Source organism: bacterium, assembly GCA_024228115.1.
In the GTDB taxonomy this organism is placed as follows: Bacteria; Myxococcota_A; UBA9160; order UBA9160; family UBA6930.
In genome coordinates, this window is the sequence record JAAETT010000437.1 from 14890 (window position 1) to 38710 (window position 23821).

Consider the following 23821-nt stretch of genomic DNA (forward strand, 5'->3'; position numbering starts at 1 on the left):
TTCGTGCCGACCCTCCACACCCAGGCCCTCATTCTCAGGAGTGTCGATTTCGGTGAGTCGGATCTCATCCTCCATCTGCTGACTCCGGATACGGGTCGGCTGACGGTGATTGCCAAGGGCGCCCGGCGCTCGAAGAAGCGATTCCCGGGCACGCTGGATTTCTTCAACCACCTCGATGTCCAGATCGAGCGCCGCCGGCCCACATCGATGGCTCGTCTCGAGCACGCGCGCCTGCGCCGGACGCTCCATGGGCCCCGTTCGGATCCGCGGCGCTTCGCTCTTGGTTGCTATCTGCTCGAGCTGCTCGACCGGTTGGCACCGGAGGGCGGCGCACGGGTCGATCACCACAGGTTGTTCGCCTTTGGTATCGCGGCTCTCGAACTGATCGACGATCGAAGCCCGGATGCGGGCCTGCGAGTGCTCCTCGAGGTCCGGGCCCTCGATGCCCTCGGCATCGGCCCGGAGCTCATGACCTGCGTGCGCTGCGGGGAAGTGCCAGACGGGAGTGCGGGCCCGGTCGGCTTTCATGTGGGCGATGGCGGCCCGTATTGCTCCCGTTGTCTCGCCGAGGGCCAGCATCTGCTGCCGGTGCACGTGGGGACGCTCAGGGCCCTGCAGCAGAGCCGCAGCCTGGCGACGCCCCAACTCGGCCGGCTCTCCCTGCGAGGGGGTGCGTTGGAGGAGGCCCGCGTACTGATCGCGCGTTTCCTGCGTTTCCATGTGGGCCTCGACCTCCGTAGCGTCACATTCCTGGACGCCCAATTGACACCCCCGGAGGCGAACGGAAGACTCCCGCCTCGCCCTCTCGAACCGAAAGCCACCGGCGAAGCCCGATGAGCATGAAGAACCGGCAGATGTCGACCGGCGGAGCCCGATGACCGAGAAGAACCAGCAGAGCTCGCCCAGCCCGGCCGCCGCAAGCGTGCGCATGGAGGACATCGTGTCCCTCTGTGCTCGCCGGGGCTTCATCTTCCCGTCCGGCGAAATCTACGGCGGGATCAATGGATTCTGGGACTACGGTCCGCTCGGCGTCGAGCTGAAGAACAACTTGAAGGCCTTCTGGTGGCAGCGCACCGTGCGGGATCGGGACGATGTGGAGGGCATCGACAGCGCGATCATCACCCACCCGCGCACGTGGGAGGCGTCTGGTCACGTCGAGCACTTCAGTGATCCGATGGTCGATTGTCGTACCTGCAAGCGCCGCTTCCGGGCCGATCAGCTGGATCAACCGTGTCCCGAGGCGCCGAAGAAACGTCGCCTCACGGATTGCGATCTCACCGAGGCGCGTGATTTCAACCTGATGATGCGCACGCAGATCGGGGCCCAGGCTGATGCGTCGGCAACGGCCTACCTGCGCGCCGAGACCTGTGGTTCGATCTTTACGGACTTCCGGCGCGTGCGAGAGGTCGCGCGTCAGAAGGTCCCCTTCGGGATCGCTCAGATCGGCAAGGCGTTTCGCAACGAGATCAACCCGCGGAACTTCACCTTTCGAAGTCGGGAATTCGAGCAGGCGGAGCTGGAGTTCTTCATCCATCCGAGCAGCAGCACTGAGTGGTTTGAACATTGGCAAGAGCAGCGCCTGCGCTTCCATCACGATCTTGGTTTCAACGATGCCAACCTCAGGACCCGGCCTCATGGTGACGACGAACTCGCTCACTACTGCAGCCGGGCCATCGATATCGAGTTCGAGTTTCCGTTCGGCTGGCAGGAGATCGAAGGAATTCACGACCGCGGGACCTACGACCTCACCCAGCACACGGAGTTCTCGGGCAAGGATCTGGTCGTGATGAACGAGGAGACGAAGGAGCGGTTCACCCCCGCGGTCATCGAGACCTCGGTCGGAATGGACCGGACCACGCTGGCACTGCTCTGCGCTGCCTACGCCGAAGAGACGCTAGAGGGCGGGGAGACGCGGACCGTGCTTCGCCTCTCGCCTCACGTCGCTCCCATCAAGGCAGCGGTACTTCCCCTCTCGAAGAAGTTGAAGGAGCCGGCACTCAAGATCGCAGCGGACCTTCGCAAGCGTTGGAACGTTTTCTACGACGATGCCGGCAACATCGGCCGGCGTTACCGGCGCATGGATGAAGTCGGGACCCCGCTCTGCATCACCTACGACTTCGATTCGGAAGACGATCATCAGGTCACGGTCCGTGAGCGCGACGACATGTCGCAGGAACGGATCCCCTTGGAAGGCCTCGCGGCTTACGTGCAGGAGAGGCTGGAGTCAGGATCTTGACCGTCCGCAAGAAAGCGGCGTCTTCGCGGCGGCCGGCACGGAGAAAGGCCTCCACGAAGAAGGCTGGCACGAAGGCGGCCAAGCCCAAGAAGCGATCCGTTCGCAAGAAGGCCGCACTGCGTCGGAAGGCGACGGCGCCGCGCCCGGCTCGGAAGCGACCGGTCGCTCGCAAGGTCTTCTTCTTCGGCGACGGCAAAGCGGACGGCCGCGCCGAGATGAAGGACCTGCTCGGGGGCAAGGGCGCCAACCTGGCGGAGATGACCCGCCTGGGTGTACCGGTCCCGCCCGGCTTTACCATCTCGACGGCCGTCTGCACCGAGTACAACCGGGCCCACGGGCGCCTGTCCGCCGAAGTGCGGAAGGCCGCGCTCGCCGCGCTCTCCAAAGTGGAGAAGGGGATGGGACAGACCTTCGGCGATTCTGCGGCGCCGTTGTTGCTCTCGGTCCGCTCTGGTGCACGGGCTTCGATGCCCGGAATGATGGACACGGTGCTGAACCTGGGCCTGAACGACGAGACGGTCGTTGGCCTGGCGGCGTCAGCCGATGATCGGTTTGCCTACGACAGCTATCGGCGTTTCATCCAGATGTACGGTGATGTGGTGCTCGAGATCCCGCACGATCGGTTCGAGGATCGCCTCGAGGCGTTGAAGGATGCACGGGATGTCGAACTCGATACGGAGTTCAGCGGTGACGACTGGCGCACCCTGGTTCAGGACTATCTCGAGATCGTTCAGGAGCACACGGGTCGGCCCTTTCCCCAGGATCCCGAGGAGCAGCTCTGGGGCGCCGTGAGCGCTGTCTTTCGCTCCTGGGAGAACGACCGGGCGCGTCGCTACCGCGCCATCCATGACATTCCGGGAGAGTGGGGCACGGCGGTCAACGTGCAGGCGATGGTGTTCGGGAACATGGGGGATGGCTGTGCGACTGGTGTGGCGTTCACACGAGATCCCTCCACGGGCAAGAAGAACTTCTACGGCGAGTACCTGACCAACGCCCAGGGCGAAGATGTCGTCGCAGGAATTCGCACGCCCCAGCCCATCAACGAGGAGAGCAAGCAGGAAGACTCGGCCGAACTGCCCACGCTCGAGATGGAGATGCCCGTCGCCTACAAGGAACTGGTGCGGATCACCAGGCGGCTGGAGAAGCACTACCGGGACATGCAGGACATCGAGTTCACCATCCAGAAGGGAAAACTCTGGATGTTGCAGACCCGGACAGGCAAACGCACGACCCAGGCCGCCGTTCGGATTGCCGTCGAGATGGCCAAGGAGCGATTGATCAGTCGGGAAGAGGCCGTCTTGCGGATTTCGCCTTCTTCACTGGATCAGTTGCTTCATCCGACCCTGGATCCGGAAGCGCCGCGCGAAATCGTCGCGCGCGGCCTGCCGGCTTCGCCCGGTGCGGCGGTGGGGCGGATCGTGCTCGCGGCGGACGAGGCCGAGGCCCGAGCCAAGACCGGCGAGAAGGTGATCCTGGTGAGGCTGGATACCTCCCCGGACGACATTCACGGGATGCATGCGGCCGAAGGCATCCTGACGGCCCGCGGCGGAATGACCTCCCATGCGGCCGTCGTGGCGCGCGGGATGGGGAAGTGTTGCGTGGCGGGCTGCAGCAGCCTCCAGGTCGACTTGAACGCCCATGAGGTGCGCCTCGGCGAGCACGTCTTCCGAGACGGTGATTTCCTCACCCTCGACGGCACCCGAGGTGAAGTGATCCGGGGGGAAGTTCCGACGGTGACGCCCGAGCTTGGCGGTTCCTTCGCAGAGCTGATGCGCTGGGCAGACCGCATGCGCAAAGTAGGCGTACGCACGAATGCGGATACGCCCGAGGATGCGGCGGTCGCTCGCGAATTCGGGGCCGAGGGCATCGGCCTGTGTCGCACCGAGCACATGTTCTTCGAACCTGCGCGCATCCTTGCGGTGCGAGAAATGATCCTGGCCAGCGATACCCGCGCTCGGGAGCGCGCCCTCGAGAAGCTCTTGCCGATGCAGCGGGCGGATTTCGAGGGCATCTTTCGTGCGATGGATGGGTTGCCGGTAACGATCCGGTTGCTCGATCCGCCGCTCCATGAGTTCTTGCCCCATTCCGACGAGGATATTCGGGCCGTCGCCAATGCCTTGGATATTTCCGCGGCCGCACTGCGCGCGAAAGTCGAGGCGGTCAGGGAATTCAATCCGATGCTAGGACATCGGGGCTGTCGGCTCGGTATCAGCTATCCGGAGATCTACCGTATGCAGGTACGGGCGATTCTCGAGGCCGCCTATCAAGTGGCGGGTGAGGGAACGAAGGTCCGGCCGGAGATCATGCTGCCGCTGATTTCTCATGTGGGGGAGCTCGAAATCCTCCGCGAGCTGGCCCTGAAGGAGTTCGCCAGCGTCCAGACGGCCCACGGGGGACGCCGTATTCGGCCCCTGATCGGCACGATGATTGAGGTGCCTCGGGCGGCACTCACCTCGGATGAGATCGCACGCTTCGCCGATTTCTTCTCGTTTGGGACCAACGATTTGACCCAGACCGCCTATGCGCTTTCCCGGGATGACGCCGGCAAGTTCCTCTCGGAGTACGTGGAGGGCGGCATTCTCGAGGATGATCCCTTCGTCTCGATCGATGAGGCGGGAATCGGCCGGTTGATGCAGCTCGGAGTCGAGGGCGGCCGGCGGACCGATCGGAATCTGAAGATCGGGATTTGCGGGGAGCACGGCGGTGATCCGAAGAGCATTCGATTTTGCACGAGCCTGGGCTTCGACTACGTGTCCTGTTCGCCGTTTCGGGTGCCGGTGGCCCGATTGGCCGCCGCCCAGGCGGAACTCAGCTTGAAGAAGAGAAGGGGGAGTCGATGATTCGCGTGATCCTCGTTGCGGCGATGCTGTGGGTTGGCGGGGGGCTGGCGGGCTGTGCGCTCTGGCCCTTTGGATCCGAGCAGGCCACCGGTCCGGCACCGGATCTCGATCAAGGTCTGGTGATGGCCGAGGACGCCAGCGTCATCCGCTTCTTCGAGCGCGCCCAGGATTTCTACGGGAAGCTTGCTCAACGCCGCTTCAACGACATCACGACCTATCGGGACGAGCGGCTCCGGGATTTCTTCCGCAGCGAGGGCGCGTTTTCCGACTACTACGCAGGGATGGCGCAGGCGCTTACCGAAGCCCACTTCGAGCGCAATCTGCCGCTCTCCCTGGATGTGGTCGAATTCCGGCTGGAGGGTCCCGGAGAGGCAGAGGTGGTCACCCGTCTGGTGGGAGATGATTCCCAGCCCCTGCGCCCGGGCACCACGGCGCTCGAGCGGGTGGATCGCTGGGAGCGCTTGCAAGGCACCTGGTGGATCATTCCCGGAAAGCTCTAGCGGGCGAGAACACCCATTCGCTCCCACCCGAGCCAGGGTGCGGAAACGAGTTCACAGGGTTCCACTCAAACTCCCTAGAACGGAATTTGTTTTCTCACATGGCAGTTCTGTTCATACCCCCGGGGGCGCCTGACTTCGCGTAAAGCTCAGTCTTTCCAGCTAGTTGTGTGTTTGTACCCCCGACTCAGAGTCCATGGCACGAGGCTTGCTCTCTAGCCGCACAGGACCTCGGTCCCCACCACCTTTGAGAGCCATCCACCGCCAGGGAGATTCCGTGCCGACCCAATCGCCCCCCCCCATGGTCGTCCCGTCCTCGCGCGCCGAGAGCAAGCCTGCCCCCGAAAGGGCTGCTACGAGCCGCACCAAGATCGCGACGCCCCCGCGCCGAAAGTCCCGTCGTAACAACACCCCCTGGGAGAGCGACGCAGAGCTCGTAGAGAAGATCCTGGGCGGCAGCCGCGCCCATTTCGACCTTCTGTACGAGGCCTACTTCCCGCGGGTCTACGGGTTCGCCGTGAAGCGCTTGCGAGACGCGGGCGATGCCGAGGACGTCACCCAGGAAGTCTTCGTCACCGTCTACAAGGCCCTCCATACCTATGCCGGTACTTCCAGTCTGCTGGTCTGGATCTTCGGGATCACCCGCAACAAGGTGAACCGCCGTTTCCGCGGCGTGCGGCCTCGTTTCGAGTCGCTCGATGCCCCGGCGGCCCAGGATCTGGCGACGCCGTCCGTTCCGACCGATCGCGCCGTCGACGCTCGCCGGATGTTGGCTCATTGCGAGGAGGTGATCGAAACGCAACTGACGCCTCTCCAGCGCCGGATCTTCCACCTGAAACACCTGCGTCGGCAGTCGATCCGTTCGATCGCCGGAAGTCTCGGGAAGTCCGAGGATGCCGTGAAGGCCAACCTCTATCGGATGCGCCGCGCCATTGCCCAGGCAGCACCGGGGCTGGAGCAGATCCTCCAGGCCTGATCCAATCGGCCCACCCGGCTCCCTGCAACTGGGTTCGAGTCTCCCCTGACACCCCCGGGGCTTCCCCCGGGGGTGTCAGGTTTGAGGGGTAGCGCACGATTTCTTGACACGCAGGGCCGGCTCGCACCACTTCCTTACTGGAGACCCCGAATGGGGGGTCCGGCCGGGTCTCCAACTGGGAAGGGCACACGCGAGGAGTCCGCGTTGGCCCTGGTTCGAGAACTGCGAGCGTCCGGCAACCGAGACCGGACGAGCAAGACTGCAGATGATGGTGCGGAGGTCGCCGGCCCCGGCGTGTCCGCTTCCGGACTCGGACCGCAAGCGGAGACGGGTCCGCCCTCGACCTGGACGGACGAGGCCCTCTTGGCCCGGGTGTGCACCGGCAGCGAAGAGCACTTCGACGTGCTCTATGAGCGCTACTTCCAACGCATCTACAGCTTCGTCTACGTGCGCGTGCGCAACCATGCAGACGCGGAAGAGCTGACCCAGGAGACGTTTACCGTCGTCTTCCGATCCTCCGAGGGTTGGGCCGGTCGCTCGACCCCCTTGGCGTGGATCTACGGCGTCGCCAAGAACACGGTCTACAACCATCTGCGACGCCATCGGGTCCACGACCAGCGCGTGGAGCAAGCGGGGCCAGGCATCCTGGCCTCCGATTCGGCCCTCTGGGCATGCACGCCCGAGGATCATCTCGAGATGAGTCGCTATGCCCGCGCCATCCATACGCGATTAGAGGGTGTTGCTTCGTGGCAGGCGGAAGCCTTCCTGTTACGACACGTCCATAATCTTTCGATCCAAGAGATCTCGCAACGCACGGACCGATCTGGAGACGCCATCCGGTCCGGATTGTATCGGGTGAAACGGTTGTTGTTGGAAGCGGATAGCCAGGAAAGGGCGAGGGCGACTTGATCCCGCGTCTTGCCACACGGCTTCGGGAACGTTGGCGAACGCGCTCTGGTCGCGCCTCTTCGAACGACCCGCAAGTTCCGGAACGCAATGACAGGGATCGAATCGAGCGTCGGGAGCAGAACGTGAAACGAGAGCTGGCGGCAGAATTTTCCACAGAGGAGCTTCGAGAGTTCCTCGAGGGGGATCTTCGCCCCGATCAGGCAGACCCGGTGTTCAAGGAAGAGCTCCGAGACGAGCTCTGGCAGATGATCCAATCCCGCTACACGAAGGGGCCCGGGCCGAACCAGCGCTAGCCACCACGGCAGCAAGCTCTCATACTCCCTTCGGTGTCCGCCTCTCCCCCGATTCGCAGTGCTCTTCCGAGCCGAAGCGAGCTCGACCGACTACCGCGCGAGCTGCTCAATCGCGGTGGGCGACGAAACCCCGATGTCTACTGCATCGAGGTTTCCGGCACCCAGCTCGTCGTGAAGGATTTCGCTCCGCGCTCCGCGCTCGTGCGAAGGACCCTGGGCCCCTGGGTGACGAGTCGGGAGGCGCGGGCGTGGCAGGTGTTGGACGGCCATCCGAGCGTGCCTGCCTTCCGGGGGCGGATCGATGCCCTGGCCTTTGCCGTCGAGTACCGGCCGGGCCGGCGTATGGGCAGCAAGCTTCAAGGAGAGGTGCCTCCGGAATTCGCCGACCGCCTCGATCGCGCACTGGATGCAATGCATGCCCGGGGCGTGGTCCATCTGGATCTCCGGCATCGCAGCAATGTCCTGCTGGGGGAGGATGGGGATCCCATCCTGATCGATTTCGGCTCGGCGTTGGTGTTTCGCCCGGGAAGCCTGGCAGCCCGACTGCTCCTGCCAATGCTCGCGCGCTTCGACCACCGGGCCGCACGCAAGTGGCGGCGCAAGCTCGCTTCACCGGCTCAGGAAGTGGGATCGTCCCCAGGCCCCGCCGGACCAGCAGGCTCGTCGGGGAGCGGCCGCGGTGCGAGTCGGCCCACGTAGTAGCGGAACGTCTCCAGGGTCAAGCGCGCATCGGCCAGCGCCCGATGGGCGACCGAGCCCTTCATGAGCCCGGCCGTCGTCGCCGCCTGACGCAAGGAGAGCGCGGGGACGGTTTCGCCTTCCACCAGCGACCAGGCGTAGAAGAGCGTTGCCAGGTCGATCACGTGATAGTCGAAGGGGTAGGGGATGCCGCATTTCTGGTACGCCCGCTGCAGGAACATGACGTCCATGCGCACGTTCTGGCCCGCGGGTACGACCACCTTGCCCTTGGGGCAGAGGTCGGCCACTTCGGTCAGGGCCTGCCGGATGCCGACCCCTTCGGCCTTCCAGACCTCCGGCTCGTACTTGAAGATGGCGGCGGCTTCCGGCGTGACCCGCTCTGGCCGCGGGAACACCTTCCACTCGTTCTCGGCCTGCTCCGCGAGACCGTAGTCCGTCACGATCACCCCGATCTCGGTGATGTCGTGGAGTTCCGGGTCGAGGCCACCAAACTCGCAATCCAGGAAGGCAAAGGCGAAGTCCGGCAAACGGGCGGGCCTTTCCAGTTCAGATGTGGCGGAGCAGGTGGCGCTCCCTACGGGAGTCGAACCCGTGTTTCAGCCTTGAGAGGGCCGCGTCCTAGGCCACTAGACGAAGGGAGCGCAAAGGGGCCGCAACCGTACCCCCCATCCGGCGGGTGTCAATGGCGGCTTTCCAGCGTGTGCGCATCGCAACGAGTGACGGTTCTCGTCGCCAAAGTGACGGATTCCGTCACTGGATCGCTGGGTGAATCGCCCCAGGCCGAGATGGACCGATCGCGACTGCCGCCTTTGTGTCTACAGGTTGCGCCGGTACCTGCCGATCCGTGGAGCGTCCTGTGATGTTTGGCACGTCTGTTGCTTTTCCCCTTCGCGAACGCCGATCCGAGTTGAGGCCCGCGGGCCAGGCACGTCGCAGGCAGGTCGCCCGCGAAGGCAACGCTCGGACAAGGAGACAAGAACCCATGCGAAAGCTTCTCAACCGCAAGCGCGGCTTCACCCTCATCGAGTTGATGATCGTGGTCGCCATCATCGGAATTCTGGCGGCCATCGCCATTCCGAACTTCCTCCGCTTCCAGCTCCGCTCGAAGACGGGTGAAGCCCGGACCAACCTGGCGGGCATCCGTACCGCAGAAGAGTCGTACTTTGCCGAGTACGGCGTCTACATCGCCCAGTCCGCGGGCGTCCCGGCGACGGGTGGTACCAACCAGAAGACCGCCTGGAGCACCGGCACCGGCTTCGACACGATGGGCTGGGCACCGGAAGGTTCCGTGTTCTTCCAGTACGCCGTGACGATCAACGGTGCGTCCACGGACTACACCGCCGAGAGCGCCTCGGACCTTGATGGCGACGCCGTTTTCTCGGACTTCGTGTATGTCCATCCGATTCCGGCAGCCACCGCGGGTTCGGCCGCAGCGGGCCTCGGCGACGGCAACTGCGCCGCCACGGGCGCGTACAACGCCAATGGTGGTGCTCAGGACCTGCTGAATGCAGTGGGCGCCTGCGAAGCGATGGACGGCCAGAGCCAGTTCTAAGGACTCTGACTCTTCGCGAGCCAATGGGAGGGGGGCTGGCGCAAGCCAGCCCCCCTCTTTCTTTTTCTGCACGCCGCTTTGCCTGTGACTACAGGTTCCTCGGGATTCTGCCGATCCCTGGAGGGAACGACCGGCGATGTCCCACGGTGTAACCCACGAGTTCGAGGCCTTCATGACTCTTCGTCGATCTCATCGATCCGGTTTCACGCTGATCGAACTGATGATCGTGGTCGCCATCATCGGCATCCTTGCCGCTACCGGGATCGCGAGCTTCCAGAGGTTTCAGACCCGAAGCAAGCTGGTCGAGGTGAGGGCCAACCTCAAAGGTGCGGCCACCGCCCAGAACGCATACTTCGCGGAACAGGGCGGGTATCTGGCAGCCGCTGCGACCCCGGCCGCTGCGCCCGGTCCCCAGAAGCAGCGCTGGATCGGCGGCGGTGCCGTCAGCTTCGATACCGTCGGGTTCGTGCCAGAGGGCTCGGTATTCTTCCAATACGGAGCCGACGTGAACGCCGGCCTGACCGCGTTCACGGTCTCTGCGCTGGGCGACCTGGATGGCGACGGCATCACCTCGGACTTCGCCTACGTGCACCCGGTCCCGGGCGCGTCATTGGGCCCGGCCTCGAGCCATGCACTGGGCTGCGCGGGTGCGGGCGTCATCGATCCGGCACAGCCCGCCGGCGCATTCAACGTGGTCGGCCCCTGTGCTGCAGCAGACGGCCGGAACGAGTTCTAGACGGAGGCACGCTTGCAGGGGGGGATGAAGCAGATCGTGCTGCTCGCGCTGGTCGGCGTGGTGATCGCGGGTGCCCACAGGCAGCTTCCGACCACGCCGCGTCGTGCCGAAGGTGAGGCCCCCGTTCCCGACGCGAACCTGGTACGGGTGGCGTCACTTGGATTCGATGCGCTGGCTTCGGATCTCTACTGGATGCAAGCCGTGCAGATCGGCGGCGACGCAAGGGGCACCGCCGGCCGGAGCCATCGAATCGGCGCGCTGGTCGACCTGCTGACGCAGCTCGATCCCTGGGTCGATCATCCCTACCGGTTTGCGGCCCTGTGGATGACCGACGATGTGCCAGCCGTCCGGACGGCGAATCGCCTGCTCGAGCGTGGCATCGAGCATCATCCGGACGAGTGGCGCAATCGCTTCTACCTGGCCTTCAACTACTTCTATTGGCTCGGTGATAGCGAGAAAGCGGCTGAAGCCCTGGAACCCGCGCTGGGGCTTCCCGGTGCACCTCGCTACCTCCCGCGCATGGTCGCCCGGCTGAAGAGCCAGGGCGAGGGGCTCGACGTGTCGGCAGCATTCCTGAACGAGATGCTGCGACGCACGGAAGATCCGGTGGCGAAAGCAGAATATCAACGGGCACTTCTCGAGATCGAGGCGGAATCCCGGGCGCGCCTGCTGGATCGGGCCCGCGAGGAGTTCAAGCGCCGCCAGGGTCGTGACCTCGTGGCGGTCGAGGAACTTCTCCATGTGGAGCCCCCGGTGTTGGCAAGACTTCCCGAGGAGCCGAATGGCTCGTCATGGGTCTTGAATGACGAGGGCGTGATCGTCTCCGAGAAGCTCCGCTTCCGGTACGTACCGAAGCTCGATGGCACCAGTCGCATGCTGATCGAGCAGCTTCATGAGAAGACGGATGAAGAAGGAGAAACTCCGTGAGCGCACCTGAAATCGTGGTGCAGGTCGAGGGCCTCATCAAGGATTTCCGCCCGGGCTTTGGCCTCACGCGCAAACGCGTTCTTCACGGGATCGATCTCGAGGTGCATCGCGGAGAGGTCTTCGCGTTCATAGGCCCCAACGGTGCGGGCAAGACGACACTCCTGAAGGTCTTGCTGGGCCTGATCAGGGCAACCGAGGGGCATGCGTCGATCCTGGGTTGCGATGTGCGAGAGACCGCTGTGCGGAGTCGGATCGGGTTCTTGCCAGAGGCCCCCTACTTCTACGATTTCCTTACGGGTCGGGAGATCCTGAACTTCTATGCGAAGATCTCCGGGGTCGAGGGCTCGGTCCGCGATCGCCGGATCGACGAACTCCTCGAGAGCGTCGGGCTGTCTCATGCGGGAAACCTCCGGCTCCGCTCCTACTCGAAGGGCATGTTGCAGCGGATCGGCATCGCTCAGGCCCTCGTTCACGATCCGGAGATCGTGTTCCTGGACGAACCCATGAGCGGTCTCGATCCGGTGGGGCGAAAGGAGATTCGCGACCTGATCCTGCAGCTCCATTCATCGGGCAAGACCGTCTTCATGAACACCCACATCCTTTCGGATGTGGAAGTGATCTGCGACCGGGTCGCCATCATCGCCGAGGGTCGCATCGTCCACGAAGGCCCCGTCCACGAGCTCCCCGGGAGCGACGGGCAGTTGGTCGACATCAACGTGACGGGCTTGACGCCCGAGCTGGCGGAGTCTCTCCAGGGCGAGTTCCGCGCCGAGCTCCGCGGGCGAAGTGAGAGGGTCGAGATCCGCGTCCCCGAGAAGAGCGTCGACGCAGTTCTTGGCAGGGTCCTGGCGCAAGGAGGTGCCGTGCGAGGCGTTGCGCCCGCAGGGGCAGCTCTCGAAGATCTCTTCTTGCGCGCCATTCACGAGCCGAAACCCCGAGATGGGGAGGAAAGCCGGTGAACATACTCGCGATCGCTGCAATTGCCGAGAACACCGTCCGGGACGCCGTTCGAAACAAGGTGCTCTACATCCTGCTCTTCTTCGCGCTCGTCCTGATCGGTGCGAGTTTCCTTCTTGCCACTCTTTCCTACGTGGAGCGCGAGCGCATCCTCCAGGATGTGGCATTGGCGTCGATTCGGATGTTCGGAGCGGCGATTGCCATCTTCATCGGCGTCAGCCTCGTGCACCGGGAAGTCGACCGCCGCACGATCTTCACGATTCTCTCCAAGCCGGTTTCGCGCGCAGACTTCCTGGTCGGCAAGTACCTGGGCCTCGTGACCACGCTCTGGCTGCAGCTGGCGATCATGTCGGCAGGCTTCGTCTTCGTCTCATGGTCGATGGATGCACCTCTGAATGGCGGCCACGCGGTGGCGTTGGTGGCCACCGCATTGGAACTCGCGGTTCTGGTGGCACTCGCGACCCTGTTCTCGTCGTTTGCGACCCCCTTTCTCGCGGCTTGCTACAGCGTCGGGCTCTACGTGGTGGGGCACATCACGCGGGATATCCGAGCCCTCGGAGAGATCGCGGAATCCACTACAGCCAAGACGTTGACGGTGTGGATCCATCGCATCTTTCCCGACCTCGAGTCCTTCAACTGGACGATCGAGGCCGTTCACGGCCTGCCGATTCCGCCGGAAGAAGTGGCCTGGTCATTCGTCATGGGTATTGGCTGGTGCATTGGTTTTCTCACCGTCGCCGTCGTCGTCTTCGAGCGCCGGGACTTCCGGTAAAACGGAGCGGTGGCTAGGTTTCGAGCGTGACAGCCAGCGAAGAACTCTGGGTCCTGACGGGGCTCGCATTTGCGTTCGGGTTGGTGGTCGGCTCCTTCCTGAACGTGGTGATCCACCGGGTCCCCGAAGGCGAGTCCATCGTTCAGCCGCGGTCTCGCTGTCCCCGATGTGGCGTGCAGATCGCTTCCTGGGACAACATTCCGCTCGTTTCGTACATCCTGCTGCGAGGACGCTGCCGCCATTGCCAGGTGAGCATCCCGCTCCGCTATCCCCTCCTCGAACTCGTGACTGGCCTGGTCTTCGCCGCCATCGCGCTCCGCTTCGGTCCGGATCCGATGATGCTGGTGTGGGCCGGTTTCAGCGCTGCGCTCATCGCGGCGGCCGTGATCGATTTCGATCATCAGTTCATTCCCGATGGCATCAGCGTCGGGGGTACGTTGGTCGCGCTGGCGATCGTTCCCACCACGCGGTGGCTGCTTGGTGAGCCTGCCCTTTCGGCCTGGTTGGTGAGTCTCACGGGGGGGCTGGTGGGAGCTGGTTTTCTCTGGACCGTGGGTTTTGCCCACGCGCGGATCTCGGCGGCGATGGGTCGCCGCTTTCCGCATTGGCCCGGCGAAGGCGAAGAGATGCCAACCCCGGGAAGCCTCGACTACTGGACGTGGTTTCCGGGCCTGGGCTTTGGCGACGTGAAGCTGATGGCCTTGATCGGTGTCTGCCTCGGCCCGGTCGGTGTCTTGTGGACCATCATCCTGGCGGCGGTCGTTGGCCTCATCTGGGGCGGCGGGGTGGCGCTCTTCCGCGGAGCGGCCAACATGCCGTTCGGATTCGCGCCGTCCATCGCCGTCGCGGCGATCCTGACGATGCTGGTTCCATCCTCGTTCCTGAGCGCTCTCCTGGGCTGAATCCGCCAGCTCAGCACCACGCAAGAGAGTGTTCAAGTCTTCGGCCTGACAGGCCGATTCCCCCCTCCTGGGGGGAAGTATGGAGACGAACGGTTCCGGAATTCGTTGGGCGGCGGGACTCATCGGCCTGTCGTTGGCAATCGCTTGTAGCGATCTGGAGCTCAGAGAGAACCCGGAGCCCTCAGCGCGGACGAAGGGCGTGGAGGTCGCCGGCGAACTCGCATCCGCGCGGGTTGCCCCGGTCGACGCCCCGGATGTCGTTCTGATCACGATCGATACCCTGCGCGCGGATCATGTCGGTGCCTACGGCGCGGACCACGGGGCCACACCCAACATCGATCGCCTCGCCGAGGAGAGCGTCCTCTTCGAGAGCGCCCTGACGACGGCACCGTTGACGTTGCCTGCCCACGCCTCGATGATGACCGGGCTCCTGCCTCCCCAACATGGTGTCCGACACAACGGGGTGTACTTCCTTCGCAATGAAGCGCGCACGCTGGCGGAGGAATTCCGGGAGGGCGGCTGGGCCACCGGTGCGGTCCTTGGCGCGTTCGTGCTCTCCTCGCAGTTCGGCCTCCAACAGGGCTTCGATCTCTACGACGATCATTTCGGGGAACACCGCTCCAGCGGGAGTGGCTTCGTCGAACGATCCGCAGGGGAGGTGACGGACCAGGCCCTGCGCTGGGTCGAGTCCGTCGATGCTCCGTTCTTCCTCTGGGTGCACTACTACGATCCGCATGCGGACTACCACCCGGTCGAGCCTCATAAGTCACGCTTCCCCGGTTCGCCCTACGTTGCCGAGATCGCCTATACCGACGCAGAGCTGGGTCGGCTCCTGGAAGCTCTACGCTCGAGGGACCGATGGGCGAACACGGTGGTGGCGCTGACCTCGGATCACGGAGAAGGCCTGGGCCAACACGGTGAGTCGACCCACGGCTATTTCCTGTACGAAAGCGTTCTCCGGGTTCCCTTGCTGCTTCGGGGGCCCGGATTGAATGCGGGCAACCGCCGTAGCGATCCGGTGTCGAATGCCGCTGTCGGTCCCACGCTCGCTTCCCTGGCGAAGCTACCGCCTCTCGATTCGAGTGCTCTTCCCTCGCTCGTCGAAGTAGATCGAGCGAGCGATACACCCATCTACGCAGAAACGCTCGCGCCGCAGCTCGATTTCGGCTGGGCTCCGCTCTCTGCGACACGCGGAGAACAATTCGCCTACATCCACGGACCCAGTCCGGAGCTCTACGACATCGGTGCCGATCCGCATCAGGTGCAGAACCTGCTCGAGAGCCAGGCCGCCGATGATGCAACCCAGGCGAGGGCGCGGTTGGAAGCGCACGTAGAGCGTGTGCTCGCGGACGCAACGAAACCCAGCCGAAGAATGATCGATTCCGAGACCGCTCGGCGGATGGAAGCCCTCGGGTACCTCGTTGCCCAGGAGACGCCCACCCAAACCGGCATGGATCCGAAGGACGGGCAACGTTGGATCGAGCTGATGTCGTCCGCAATGACCGCCTACTTCGACAACCGCTTCGACGATGCCGAAGCCGATGCACGCGAGGTGCTCGAAGTCTTCCCTGAGAGTGGCAAGATGCGCGCCATCATGGCTCGAATGGCGCTCGCGACCGGCCGCCTGGAGGAAGCGTTGCACCACGTCGAGGCCCTCGTGCGGATCCACCCCGACGCTGCCGAGAATCACGTGCTCCTGGGTTTGACCCTTCTGCGCATGAAGAAACTCGAAGAGGCCGTGGCCGCGTTCCAGACCGGCGTCGATCGGGATTCGGGACACTACGGAGCGCATCTGGGTGCGATGTGGAAGGGTGCGCTCGGGAAGCCTCTCTCCGAGGTCCAGCGCCATGCCGAACTTGCCATCGAACTCTCCGGCGGTGGGCCAGCGATCCTCGAGGAGGTTGGCGAGACGTGGGAAGGCCTGGGCGAGTTCGACCAGGCGTTGGCAGCCTATCAACGCGGACTCGAAGAGGCGCCGGACTCCGAACGATTGCATATGCGCGTGGCGATCCAATACGCGAGGCGCAACGATCCCACGGGTTTTCAGGCTCATATCGAGAGAGCAGGGGCGGCTGGAACCCGCCCGGACCTGCTGAACCGCCTCGGAATCGCCCTGGCCGCAAGGGGCGCACACCGCGACGCAGAGATGATCTTCCGCGGGCTCCTGGCCCGTCATCCCGGAAATCAGGTCGCGCGCCTCAACCTGGCGCGCGTGTTCGAGCAGACGGACAGGGTGTCGGAAGCGGAATCCTTGCGGGCTGGGGAGGCCATTCCAGTCGGGCCGGCTGGGCCGGCCATCCCGGCCAACGCTGCGCCGTGAAGAAGGCTCTGCTCCTCGCGAGTGTGCTCGGGGTCGCACTTGCGTCGGCTCTCGCGACGGTGGGCTGCAACCGCATCGAGATCCTCCCGGCAGATCCGCCGGCGTCGGTTCTCCTCGTGACGATCGATACGCTGCGGGCAGACCATGTCGGCGCCTACGGTGCCGAGGACGTGGGGACTCCCGTGCTCGATCGGCTGGCGTCCGAGGGCGTACGCTTCGCGAACGCGATCGCTCCCACGCCGATCACCTTGCCGTCTCATGCTTCGCTACTGACGGGCCTGTATCCGCCGTCTCACGGCGTTCGACACAACGGGGTGTACCGCCTCGGCTCCGAGGCGACGACGCTTGCTGAACACTTTGGAGCCGCGGGCTATTCGACCGGAGCCGTGGTCGGAGCCGTCGTGCTCGCCGGGCAATTCGGTCTCGCGCAGGGCTTCGATCACTACGACGACCATGTACGCGGCAGGCAATCGAGTCGGAGTGGCTACCCGGAGCGTCGGGCGGGAGAGGTGACCGACCGGGCGCTGGCATGGCTGAAGGATGCCCGGGATCCATTCTTCCTATGGGTCCACTACTACGATCCCCACGCCTCCTACGAACCGCCCGAAGATTGGGCCAAGCGTTTTCCTGGACGTCCCTACGACGGCGAGATCGCCTATGTCGATGCGGAGCTGGGGCGCCTGCTCCTGGGTGCCCGGGCTCTGGGGCACGAAGCTCCGATCGTTGCCGTGACCTCCGATCACGGGGAGAGCCTCGGCGAGCACGGGGAGCGCACGCACTCGGTCCTCGTCTACGATGCGGTGCTCCGCGTCCCCCTGATCCTCTCCGGGCCGGGCATCCCTTCCGGTTCGGTAGGGGAGGGCGTCGTCTCGCTCGTGGATCTGGCACCTACGCTCGCGGGCCTGGCCGGTCTTCCGGAACTCGTCGACGTGGAGGGCCGCGACTTGCTGACGGAGATGGGCTCGCCGCGTCCACGGGCCGAGGCTGAGGGCTGGGCCTACGCCGAGAGCCTGGTCGCCAAGCTCACGATGGGATGGGATGGCCTTCACACGATTCGGACGAGCGACTATCAATACATCCAATCGTCTCGCCCCGAACTCTTCGATCTTCGAAGCGACCCGGACGAGCTTCGGGATCTTCTCGGCGTCGATGCAAGCTCCGCGGCGCTCTCGTCTGGCCAACGCAGGTGGACCGAGGACGCGGAGCAGCGCCTGGCATCCTTGGCCGAGCGAGAAATCGATCGTCCGATGTCCGTGCTGGACGAAGCGACCCGCGCGCAGATCGAATCGCTCGGCTACGCCCTGCCGACCCCCGGCGCGGGGGGAGCACTCGCTGAGCCGTTCTCACCGAGGGACGGTCTGGACTGGATCAAGAAGGCGCTGGCTGCGCACGAAGCCCAACTTGCCGGACGATTGGATCTTGCCGAGGCGCTGGCACGAGACGTCGTCGATCGCTTCCCCCAGAGCCAGCGCGGGCATGACATCCTGACGAACGTCTACCTCCGCACGCGTCGCTGGGAGCAGGCGATGCACCACGCGGAAACGTTGGCGCGGCTTGCCCCGGACTGGGCCGACCATCATGCCCGGGTCGGATTGACGCGGATGAAGACGGGCGATGTTCCTGGGGCCGTGCAGGCATTCGAGCAGGCGTTGGCCCGAGATCCCGACCATCTGGGCGCTCATCTCGGTGCGATGCACGCGCTGGGTCTCGGAGGGCCGCTCGAAGACGCCAGGGAGCACGCGAGTGCGGTGGTGCGACTGGCCCATCAGGATCGCGTCTTCGAGGAGTTGGGGCGCGTCTGGCAGGCGAACGGCCGCGCGTTCGAAGCCCGTTCGGCGTGGGAGACTGGTCTCGAACGCTTCCCGACGAGTGAGAGACTTCGCCAACGACTCGCCCAGGGTGCACCTCCGGCAGCCCAGGCTGAAGAAGGGAACGCGAAACCGTGATGGCAGGACGGATGGCTCTTCTCGCGGGGCTCGTGCTCGCGTCGTGTTTCATGCAGGCGTGCAATCGGGTGGAGGTCGTTCCCGAGGCCTTGTCGACTCCGCAGCGCAACGAGCCTCCCGCGGGCGCGCCCAGCTTCGTACTCGTCACGATCGATACGCTGCGTGCGGATCACGTGGGCGCCTACGGTGCCACCGATGTCGAGACACCCACGATGGATCGGCTGGCCAGCGAAGGCGTGCTCTTCGAGACCGCGATGGCCTCCGCGCCCCTGACACTGCCGGCGCATACGTCGATTCTCACGGGTCTCTATCCGCCGCGTCATGGCGTTCGCCACAACGCGATCTTTCGCGTCTCCGAAAAGACACCGAGTGTCGCGACGCATCTCCGGGAGGCTGGCTGGCAGACCGGCGCCTTCGTCGGGGCCGCCGTTCTCGCGGCGGAGTTCGGCCTCGATCGGGGCTTTGATCGGTATGACGAACAAAATGGCGGGGATCGCTCCAGCGTGAACGGTTTCCCGGAGCGCAGTGCTGAAGACGTGACGGACCAGGCGCTCGCCTGGCTGCAGACGATCGAGGGCCCCTACTTCCTCTGGGTGCACTACTACGATCCTCACGTCGCCTACGCTCCACCGGAACCCTGGGCAGGACGCTTCGCCGAACGCCCCTACGACGGCGAGATCGCCTACGTCGATTCCCAGCTCCAGAGGTTGCTGGGAGGTCTGGAAGGGCGGAAGGATCGGCCGTCCACCTTCCTCATCGTCACCTCCGACCATGGCGAAGGTCTGGGAGAGCATGGGGAGCCGGATCATTCCTATCTCGTCTACGACGCGGATCTGCATGTTCCGTTGATCGTGACCGGCCCCGAAATCGAAAGCCGTCGCGTCACGGGCGTCGTTTCTCACACCAGCATCGCGCCCACGATGCTCTCGCTGGCCGGATTGGCTCTGGAAGGTCGCCTGGATGCCCCGGATCTGGCGCCGCTCCTGCGCGGTGCACAGGAGACGGAGGAACTCACGGGCTGGGCGTATTCCGAGAGTCTGGCCGGTCGTCTCGACCACGGCTGGAGTTCGCTGCAGGCGATCCGGACCGACGACCACCACTACGTACGCGCACCGCAGCCCGAGGTCTTCGAACTCGCGAGCGACCCCGGACAGCTCCACAATCGCTTGTCGCCCGAGCGGTCGGATCTGGTGGACGTGGCCAGCCAGGCCGAAGCACGCATCGAAGCGTTGTCTCGCGGAGCCCGCGGTCTCGAGACCGTCGAGATCGACGCCGACAGGCGCGCTCAGGTCGAGGCGCTTGGCTATGTCGTTCCGGACTCCGTTCCCGAAGAAGGTTCCGTCCATCCGAAGGACGCGCTTCCCTTTGCGCGGCTCTCCTTCATCGCCACGGCTCACCTCTTGAGCGGCGAATACGACAAGGCCCTCGAGGTGTCGGCCCGCGTGCTGGAGCGGTTCCCCGACAGCTACCGGATGCACGATGTGGCGGCACGTAGTCATCTCAACCTGAAGGCGCCAGAGGCCGCATTGCGCCACGCCCAGCAATGCGTCGAGCTGTTCGGGGAGAACGTTTCGACCTGGATGTTGTTGGCGACCGTCCACCTCGAGAAAAACGATCGCGTCGGTGCACGGAAGGCCTACGAAGCTGCGCTCGAGCGCGATCCCGGGCATCTGGATCCGCAGCTCGCCTTGATGAAGCTCGACATCGATGAGGATCTCCCGGCCGCCGAGCGGCGGGCGGAAGTGCTCCTGCGAGATGGTTGCGAGAACCCGCGTCTATGCGAACGCGTTGCCGCGACCTGGGAGATCGGTGGGGAATTCGACCGCGCGTTCGAGCTCTACGCGGAAACGGCTGGCCGCTTCCCCGACGATTCCCGCCTGAACCAACGCATGGCGATTCAATATGTTCGTCGCGGAGAGGACGAAGCCGCAGCACGGCACCAGGCCCGCGTCGACCCCGAGCAGGTAGATGGCGCGCTCCTGGTGCGCCTTGCCATCGCCTACGCGGCTCGCGGAACGCCGGAACTCGCGATTCCCGTGCTCGAGAACGCCCTCGCGCGAGACCCCGAGGATGAGGGTGCGCGCCATCTCCTCCTGCGCGTGCAGCGGGAGAGTAGGCGCACCGACGGCTGATTCCGGCCGGCTCGCTTCAGCGTCGTTCGCGCTACGCTGCCCGGCATGACGGATCAAACCGAATTCTGGAACGAGCACGGCAATACCTGGGTGGTTTGGCAGGAGCGCCTCGATCGCCAGATCGCACCCCACGGTCAGCTTGCCCTCGACGCCCTCGACGCGAAGTCCGGTGAAGCCATCCTGGACATCGGTTGTGGCTGCGGCGATACCCTGCTTGCGTTGGCCGAGCGGGTCGGCCCGAGTGGCAAGGTGTTGGGTCTCGACGTTTCCGCTCCCATGTTGGCGCGTGCGCGGGAACGGGTGGCCAAGGCCGGGGCGGACCAGGTGGCGATCCAGGAAGGCGATGCTGCCGAGGCGTCGCTCGCCCCGGGTGGTTTCGACGCCCTGTTCTCGCGCTTTGGCGTGATGTTTTTCGACGACCCGGTGAAGGCATTCACCAACTTCCACCAGGCGCTCCGGGCCGGCGGGCGCATCGCGTTCGTTTGTTGGCGGGGCCCTCAGGACAACCCGTGGATCACCGTGCCGATGGCCGCAGTGGCTCCGCTCGTCGAATTCCCGCCGCCTCCGCCGCCCGGCTCTCCGGGCATGCTGGCCCTGGCCGACGAGGATCGCCTGCGCAGCATTCTTGGCGACGCCGGCTTCAGCGAGATCACCTTGCAGCCTGCGGATGTCGCGATGGCGCCGGGAGGTGGAACCCTCGACGGAGCGGTCGAGATGTTCCTGGAAATCGGCCCCGTGGCGTCGGCGCTCCGCACCAGCGAAGCGGATGATGCGACCCGGCGGCGGGTGGAGGACGCCGTGCGCGAGGCCTTCGCGGCCCAGGCCGGGGACGACGACCAACTCGAACTCGGTTCGGGATGTTGGCTGGTGACCGCCAGGCGAGGATAGTCGCATGCGCTCCCCGCGGGATGCAGCCCGGCCGCATCTCGGAAGGCGAGTGGATCCCCGGCATGGATTCGAACCATGATTCACAGATTCAGAGTCTGTTGTCCTGCCGTTAGACGACCGGGGAGCCGTTCTTCGGGCCTGAGGCGCCCGGGCGTGCGGGAAGGTAGGCGACCGCGGCCAATCCTCAAGCCGGCGGCTTGCCAGGATGGCGGCGGGTCTGCTATCGCCCCTTCTTCTCAACTGTCCGGGATTCAAGAGGTTTTCTTACGTGGAGCTGCTCGTTGATCGCTTGACCGAGGACCCGAGTGAGCTCGAGTTCGCGGGCTCGGCCGATTGGCTGGCCACGAGCGCCGGAGATCCTGCGCTCGGCAAGGCCCTGGTGGCACCGGTTCGTTTCAGCATCCAAGCCCACTGTATGAGGGAGAACCTCTACCTGGAGGGGGTCGCCGAGGCAGAATTCGAGCTCGGGTGCGGTAGGTGCCTGGAACGCTATCGTCAGCCGGTCCGTGAGCCTTTCCGGTTGGTGCTCGAGCCTGCCGGGGCCCGGGTTCCCGCCGATCCGGAGGGTGCCCTTGCCTTGGCACGTGACGGCCTGGTGCTCTCCGAAGAGCTCGAGGCCGGATGGTTTCGCGGTAGTGAGGTCCAGCTCGACCATTTCCTGCAGGAAGTGGTCACCGCCGGTCTCCCGCAGAAGCCCCTGTGTCGTGAGGAGTGCGCCGGTCTCTGTCCCAGCTGTGGAATCGACCGAAATGTCGAAACCTGTGATTGCCGGGAGGAGCAGCCCCATTCGCCCTTCGCAGCCCTGGCCGGTCTTCGAGACCGGTTGGCCTCGAAGGAAGGAGAGTCCAAATGATCGTTCCCAAACGTCGAACCTCGAAATCGCGGCGCAACAAGCGACGCAGCCATCACGCGCTGGATGCGCCCGCAAAATCCGTCTGCCCGTCGTGCGGCGCGCCGAAGGCGCCTCACCGCATTTGTGGGCAATGCGGTGTGTATCGTGACCGCACGGTGATCGAGACGGACGAGGAGTAGCCTCGGTGCTGGCGCTTCTGTTTCCAGGCCAGGGCTCCCAGGAGGTTGGTATGGGCAAAGACGCCTATGCCACGTCTCCTGCCGCGCGCGCGGTCTTCGAAACCGCCGACCAGGCCCTGGGTTTCTCGCTTTCGAAGCTCTGCTTCGAGGGGCCTCTGGAAGAGCTTCGCCGCACCGAGAATCAGCAGCCCGCCATCCTCGCCACCTCCATAGCGTTGTTGCGTTCCCTCGAAGAACGCATGTCCGTGGTCCCATCGTTCGTGGCGGGCCACAGCCTCGGCGAGTACACCGCGCTGGTCGCCGCGGAGGCGTTGGCCCTCGAAGATGCCGTGAGGCTGGTTCACGCACGCGGCCGCTTCATGCAGGAGGCGGTGCCGGAAGGGCAGGGCGCCATGGCTGCCATCCTTGGTGGAAGTGCCGAGACGGTGGCTGGCGCGTGTTCCGAGACTGCGGAACGGACTGGCCAGGTCGTAGTGCCCGCCAATTGGAACTCGCCGCAGCAGACGGTGATTGCCGGCCACGCCGCCGCCGTCGAGCAGGCTTGTGAGCTTGCCAAGGAGCGGGGGGCGAAACGTGCAATCGCATTGCCGGTCTCGGCACCTTTTCACTGCAGCTTGATGGAGCCCGCCGCCGACAAGCTCGCGGCCGAGCTTGCTCAGGTGCGTTTCTCTGCTCCGACCGTGCCGGTCGTGACGAATGTCGAGGCTGAGCCGAATTCGGAGGCCGCCCGGATTCCCGAGTTGCTTCGCCGCCAGGTCACGGCCGCCGTGCGCTTTACCGAGACGGTGCAACGCCTCGTCGCGCTTGGCGTCGATCGCGTGCTCGAGGTGGGGCCAGGGCACGTACTCTCCGGGCTCGTGGCCCGGATCGACCGCAAGATCCAACGTTCGAGCGCGAGCGGCATCCAAGAGATCGACGAAGTCGCCGCAGCAACCACCGCTGGGTGAGAAGAGGGGGTTCCCATGGGATTGGAAGAACGCGTCGGAGAAATCATCGTCGAGCAGCTCGGCGTCACGGCCGAGGAGGTCGTGCCCCAGGCATCGTTCATCGATGATCTCGGCGCCGATTCGCTCGACATCGTCGAGCTCGTGATGGCGATGGAGGAGGCCTTCGACGTCGAGATTCCGGATGAGGACGCGGAGAAGATCCAGACGATCGGCTCTGCGGTTTCCTACATCAAGGGCAAGCTCGGCAAGGAGTAACAAGG

23 protein-coding genes and 2 tRNA genes are annotated in these 23821 nt (G+C 64.9%); 22 read left to right on the forward strand and 3 right to left on the reverse strand.

Annotation, left to right across the window (positions count from 1 at the left end):
- The first annotated feature begins 3 nt into the window (after nucleotides 1-3).
- From recO to GY937_19085, 8 genes are all read left to right on the forward strand, one after another.
- The gene (gene recO / locus GY937_19050) at nucleotides 4-837 is read left to right on the forward strand and encodes a DNA repair protein RecO (GenBank protein MCP5058805.1); all 834 of its coding nucleotides are present in this window, start codon (nucleotides 4-6) and stop codon (nucleotides 835-837) included.
- A 91-nt stretch (nucleotides 838-928) separates the two neighbouring features.
- The gene (locus GY937_19055; protein ID MCP5058806.1) at nucleotides 929-2236 is read left to right on the forward strand and encodes a glycine--tRNA ligase; all 1308 of its coding nucleotides are present in this window, start codon (nucleotides 929-931) and stop codon (nucleotides 2234-2236) included.
- Nucleotides 2233-5076, forward strand: coding sequence for a pyruvate, phosphate dikinase (locus GY937_19060; protein ID MCP5058807.1), 2844 nt, complete (start codon nucleotides 2233-2235; stop codon nucleotides 5074-5076). The genes GY937_19055 and GY937_19060 overlap by 4 nt, the downstream gene beginning before the upstream one ends.
- Nucleotides 5073-5576: a hypothetical protein gene (locus GY937_19065; protein ID MCP5058808.1), complete on the forward strand. Its 504-nt coding sequence runs from the start codon at nucleotides 5073-5075 to the stop codon at nucleotides 5574-5576. Before GY937_19060 ends, GY937_19065 begins: the two co-directional genes overlap by 4 nt.
- Before the next feature lie 274 nt (nucleotides 5577-5850).
- Nucleotides 5851-6549 carry an RNA polymerase sigma factor gene (locus GY937_19070; GenBank protein MCP5058809.1) on the forward strand — a complete coding sequence of 233 codons (699 nt, stop codon included), beginning with the start codon at nucleotides 5851-5853 and terminating at the stop codon, nucleotides 6547-6549.
- A gap of 150 nt (nucleotides 6550-6699) precedes the next feature.
- The gene (locus GY937_19075; GenBank protein MCP5058810.1) at nucleotides 6700-7458 is read left to right on the forward strand and encodes an RNA polymerase sigma factor; all 759 of its coding nucleotides are present in this window, start codon (nucleotides 6700-6702) and stop codon (nucleotides 7456-7458) included.
- Nucleotides 7455-7751, forward strand: a complete 297-nt coding sequence (locus GY937_19080; GenBank protein MCP5058811.1) for a hypothetical protein — start codon at nucleotides 7455-7457, stop codon at nucleotides 7749-7751. The genes GY937_19075 and GY937_19080 overlap by 4 nt, the downstream gene beginning before the upstream one ends.
- 33 nt (nucleotides 7752-7784) lie before the next feature.
- Nucleotides 7785-8450: a hypothetical protein gene (locus GY937_19085; protein MCP5058812.1), complete on the forward strand. Its 666-nt coding sequence runs from the start codon at nucleotides 7785-7787 to the stop codon at nucleotides 8448-8450.
- Here the strand turns inward: GY937_19085 and GY937_19090 are convergent.
- The gene (locus tag GY937_19090; GenBank protein MCP5058813.1) at nucleotides 8369-8977 is read right to left on the reverse strand and encodes a 3'-5' exonuclease; all 609 of its coding nucleotides are present in this window, start codon (nucleotides 8975-8977) and stop codon (nucleotides 8369-8371) included. The genes GY937_19085 and GY937_19090 overlap by 82 nt on opposite strands.
- Nucleotides 8978-9015: 38 nt before the next feature.
- Nucleotides 9016-9091 (reverse strand) — tRNA-Glu (locus tag GY937_19095).
- A 341-nt stretch (nucleotides 9092-9432) separates the two neighbouring features.
- On the opposite strand from GY937_19095, the gene GY937_19100 reads away from it, so the two are divergent.
- The 10 genes from GY937_19100 (at nucleotide 9433) to GY937_19145 (ending at nucleotide 21582) form a co-directional block, all read left to right on the forward strand.
- A complete protein-coding gene (locus tag GY937_19100) occupies nucleotides 9433-10002 on the forward strand; it encodes a prepilin-type N-terminal cleavage/methylation domain-containing protein (protein MCP5058814.1) in 570 nt (189 codons plus the stop codon).
- 172 nt (nucleotides 10003-10174) lie between these two features.
- A complete protein-coding gene (locus GY937_19105; GenBank protein ID MCP5058815.1) occupies nucleotides 10175-10738 on the forward strand; it encodes a prepilin-type N-terminal cleavage/methylation domain-containing protein in 564 nt (187 codons plus the stop codon).
- A 24-nt stretch (nucleotides 10739-10762) separates the two neighbouring features.
- Nucleotides 10763-11665 (forward strand): hypothetical protein, encoded by a 903-nt coding sequence (locus tag GY937_19110; GenBank protein MCP5058816.1) that lies wholly within the window; start codon nucleotides 10763-10765, stop codon nucleotides 11663-11665.
- Nucleotides 11662-12624, forward strand: coding sequence for an ABC transporter ATP-binding protein (locus tag GY937_19115; GenBank protein MCP5058817.1), 963 nt, complete (start codon nucleotides 11662-11664; stop codon nucleotides 12622-12624). The genes GY937_19110 and GY937_19115 overlap by 4 nt, the downstream gene beginning before the upstream one ends.
- Nucleotides 12621-13394 carry an ABC transporter permease subunit gene (locus GY937_19120; GenBank protein ID MCP5058818.1) on the forward strand — a complete coding sequence of 258 codons (774 nt, stop codon included), beginning with the start codon at nucleotides 12621-12623 and terminating at the stop codon, nucleotides 13392-13394. Before GY937_19115 ends, GY937_19120 begins: the two co-directional genes overlap by 4 nt.
- Before the next feature lie 26 nt (nucleotides 13395-13420).
- A complete protein-coding gene (locus GY937_19125; GenBank protein ID MCP5058819.1) occupies nucleotides 13421-14296 on the forward strand; it encodes a prepilin peptidase in 876 nt (291 codons plus the stop codon).
- Nucleotides 14297-14375: 79 nt separating this feature from the next.
- Nucleotides 14376-16616 (forward strand): sulfatase-like hydrolase/transferase, encoded by a 2241-nt coding sequence (locus GY937_19130; GenBank protein MCP5058820.1) that lies wholly within the window; start codon nucleotides 14376-14378, stop codon nucleotides 16614-16616.
- Nucleotides 16613-18562 (forward strand): sulfatase-like hydrolase/transferase, encoded by a 1950-nt coding sequence (locus tag GY937_19135; GenBank protein MCP5058821.1) that lies wholly within the window; start codon nucleotides 16613-16615, stop codon nucleotides 18560-18562. The genes GY937_19130 and GY937_19135 overlap by 4 nt, the downstream gene beginning before the upstream one ends.
- Complete coding sequence (locus GY937_19140; GenBank protein ID MCP5058822.1) at nucleotides 18559-20694, forward strand: sulfatase-like hydrolase/transferase; 2136 nt, start codon at nucleotides 18559-18561, stop codon at nucleotides 20692-20694. The genes GY937_19135 and GY937_19140 overlap by 4 nt, the downstream gene beginning before the upstream one ends.
- A gap of 45 nt (nucleotides 20695-20739) precedes the next feature.
- A complete protein-coding gene (locus GY937_19145) occupies nucleotides 20740-21582 on the forward strand; it encodes a class I SAM-dependent methyltransferase (GenBank protein MCP5058823.1) in 843 nt (280 codons plus the stop codon).
- Nucleotides 21583-21632: 50 nt separating this feature from the next.
- Here the strand turns inward: GY937_19145 and GY937_19150 are convergent.
- Nucleotides 21633-21706: transfer RNA gene (locus GY937_19150), tRNA-Gln, on the reverse strand.
- A gap of 144 nt (nucleotides 21707-21850) precedes the next feature.
- Between GY937_19150 and GY937_19155 the strand changes: the two genes are divergently transcribed.
- From GY937_19155 to acpP, 4 genes are read left to right on the forward strand one after another with little or no spacing between them, the layout of a single operon-like run.
- Complete coding sequence (locus GY937_19155) at nucleotides 21851-22435, forward strand: DUF177 domain-containing protein (protein MCP5058824.1); 585 nt, start codon at nucleotides 21851-21853, stop codon at nucleotides 22433-22435.
- Nucleotides 22432-22614 carry a 50S ribosomal protein L32 gene (rpmF, locus tag GY937_19160; protein ID MCP5058825.1) on the forward strand — a complete coding sequence of 61 codons (183 nt, stop codon included), beginning with the start codon at nucleotides 22432-22434 and terminating at the stop codon, nucleotides 22612-22614. Before GY937_19155 ends, rpmF begins: the two co-directional genes overlap by 4 nt.
- Nucleotides 22615-22664: 50 nt before the next feature.
- The gene (fabD, locus tag GY937_19165) at nucleotides 22665-23561 is read left to right on the forward strand and encodes an ACP S-malonyltransferase (protein ID MCP5058826.1); all 897 of its coding nucleotides are present in this window, start codon (nucleotides 22665-22667) and stop codon (nucleotides 23559-23561) included.
- Between the two features lie 15 nt (nucleotides 23562-23576).
- A complete protein-coding gene (gene acpP, locus GY937_19170) occupies nucleotides 23577-23816 on the forward strand; it encodes an acyl carrier protein (protein MCP5058827.1) in 240 nt (79 codons plus the stop codon).
- Nucleotides 23817-23821: the final 5 nt, after the last annotated feature.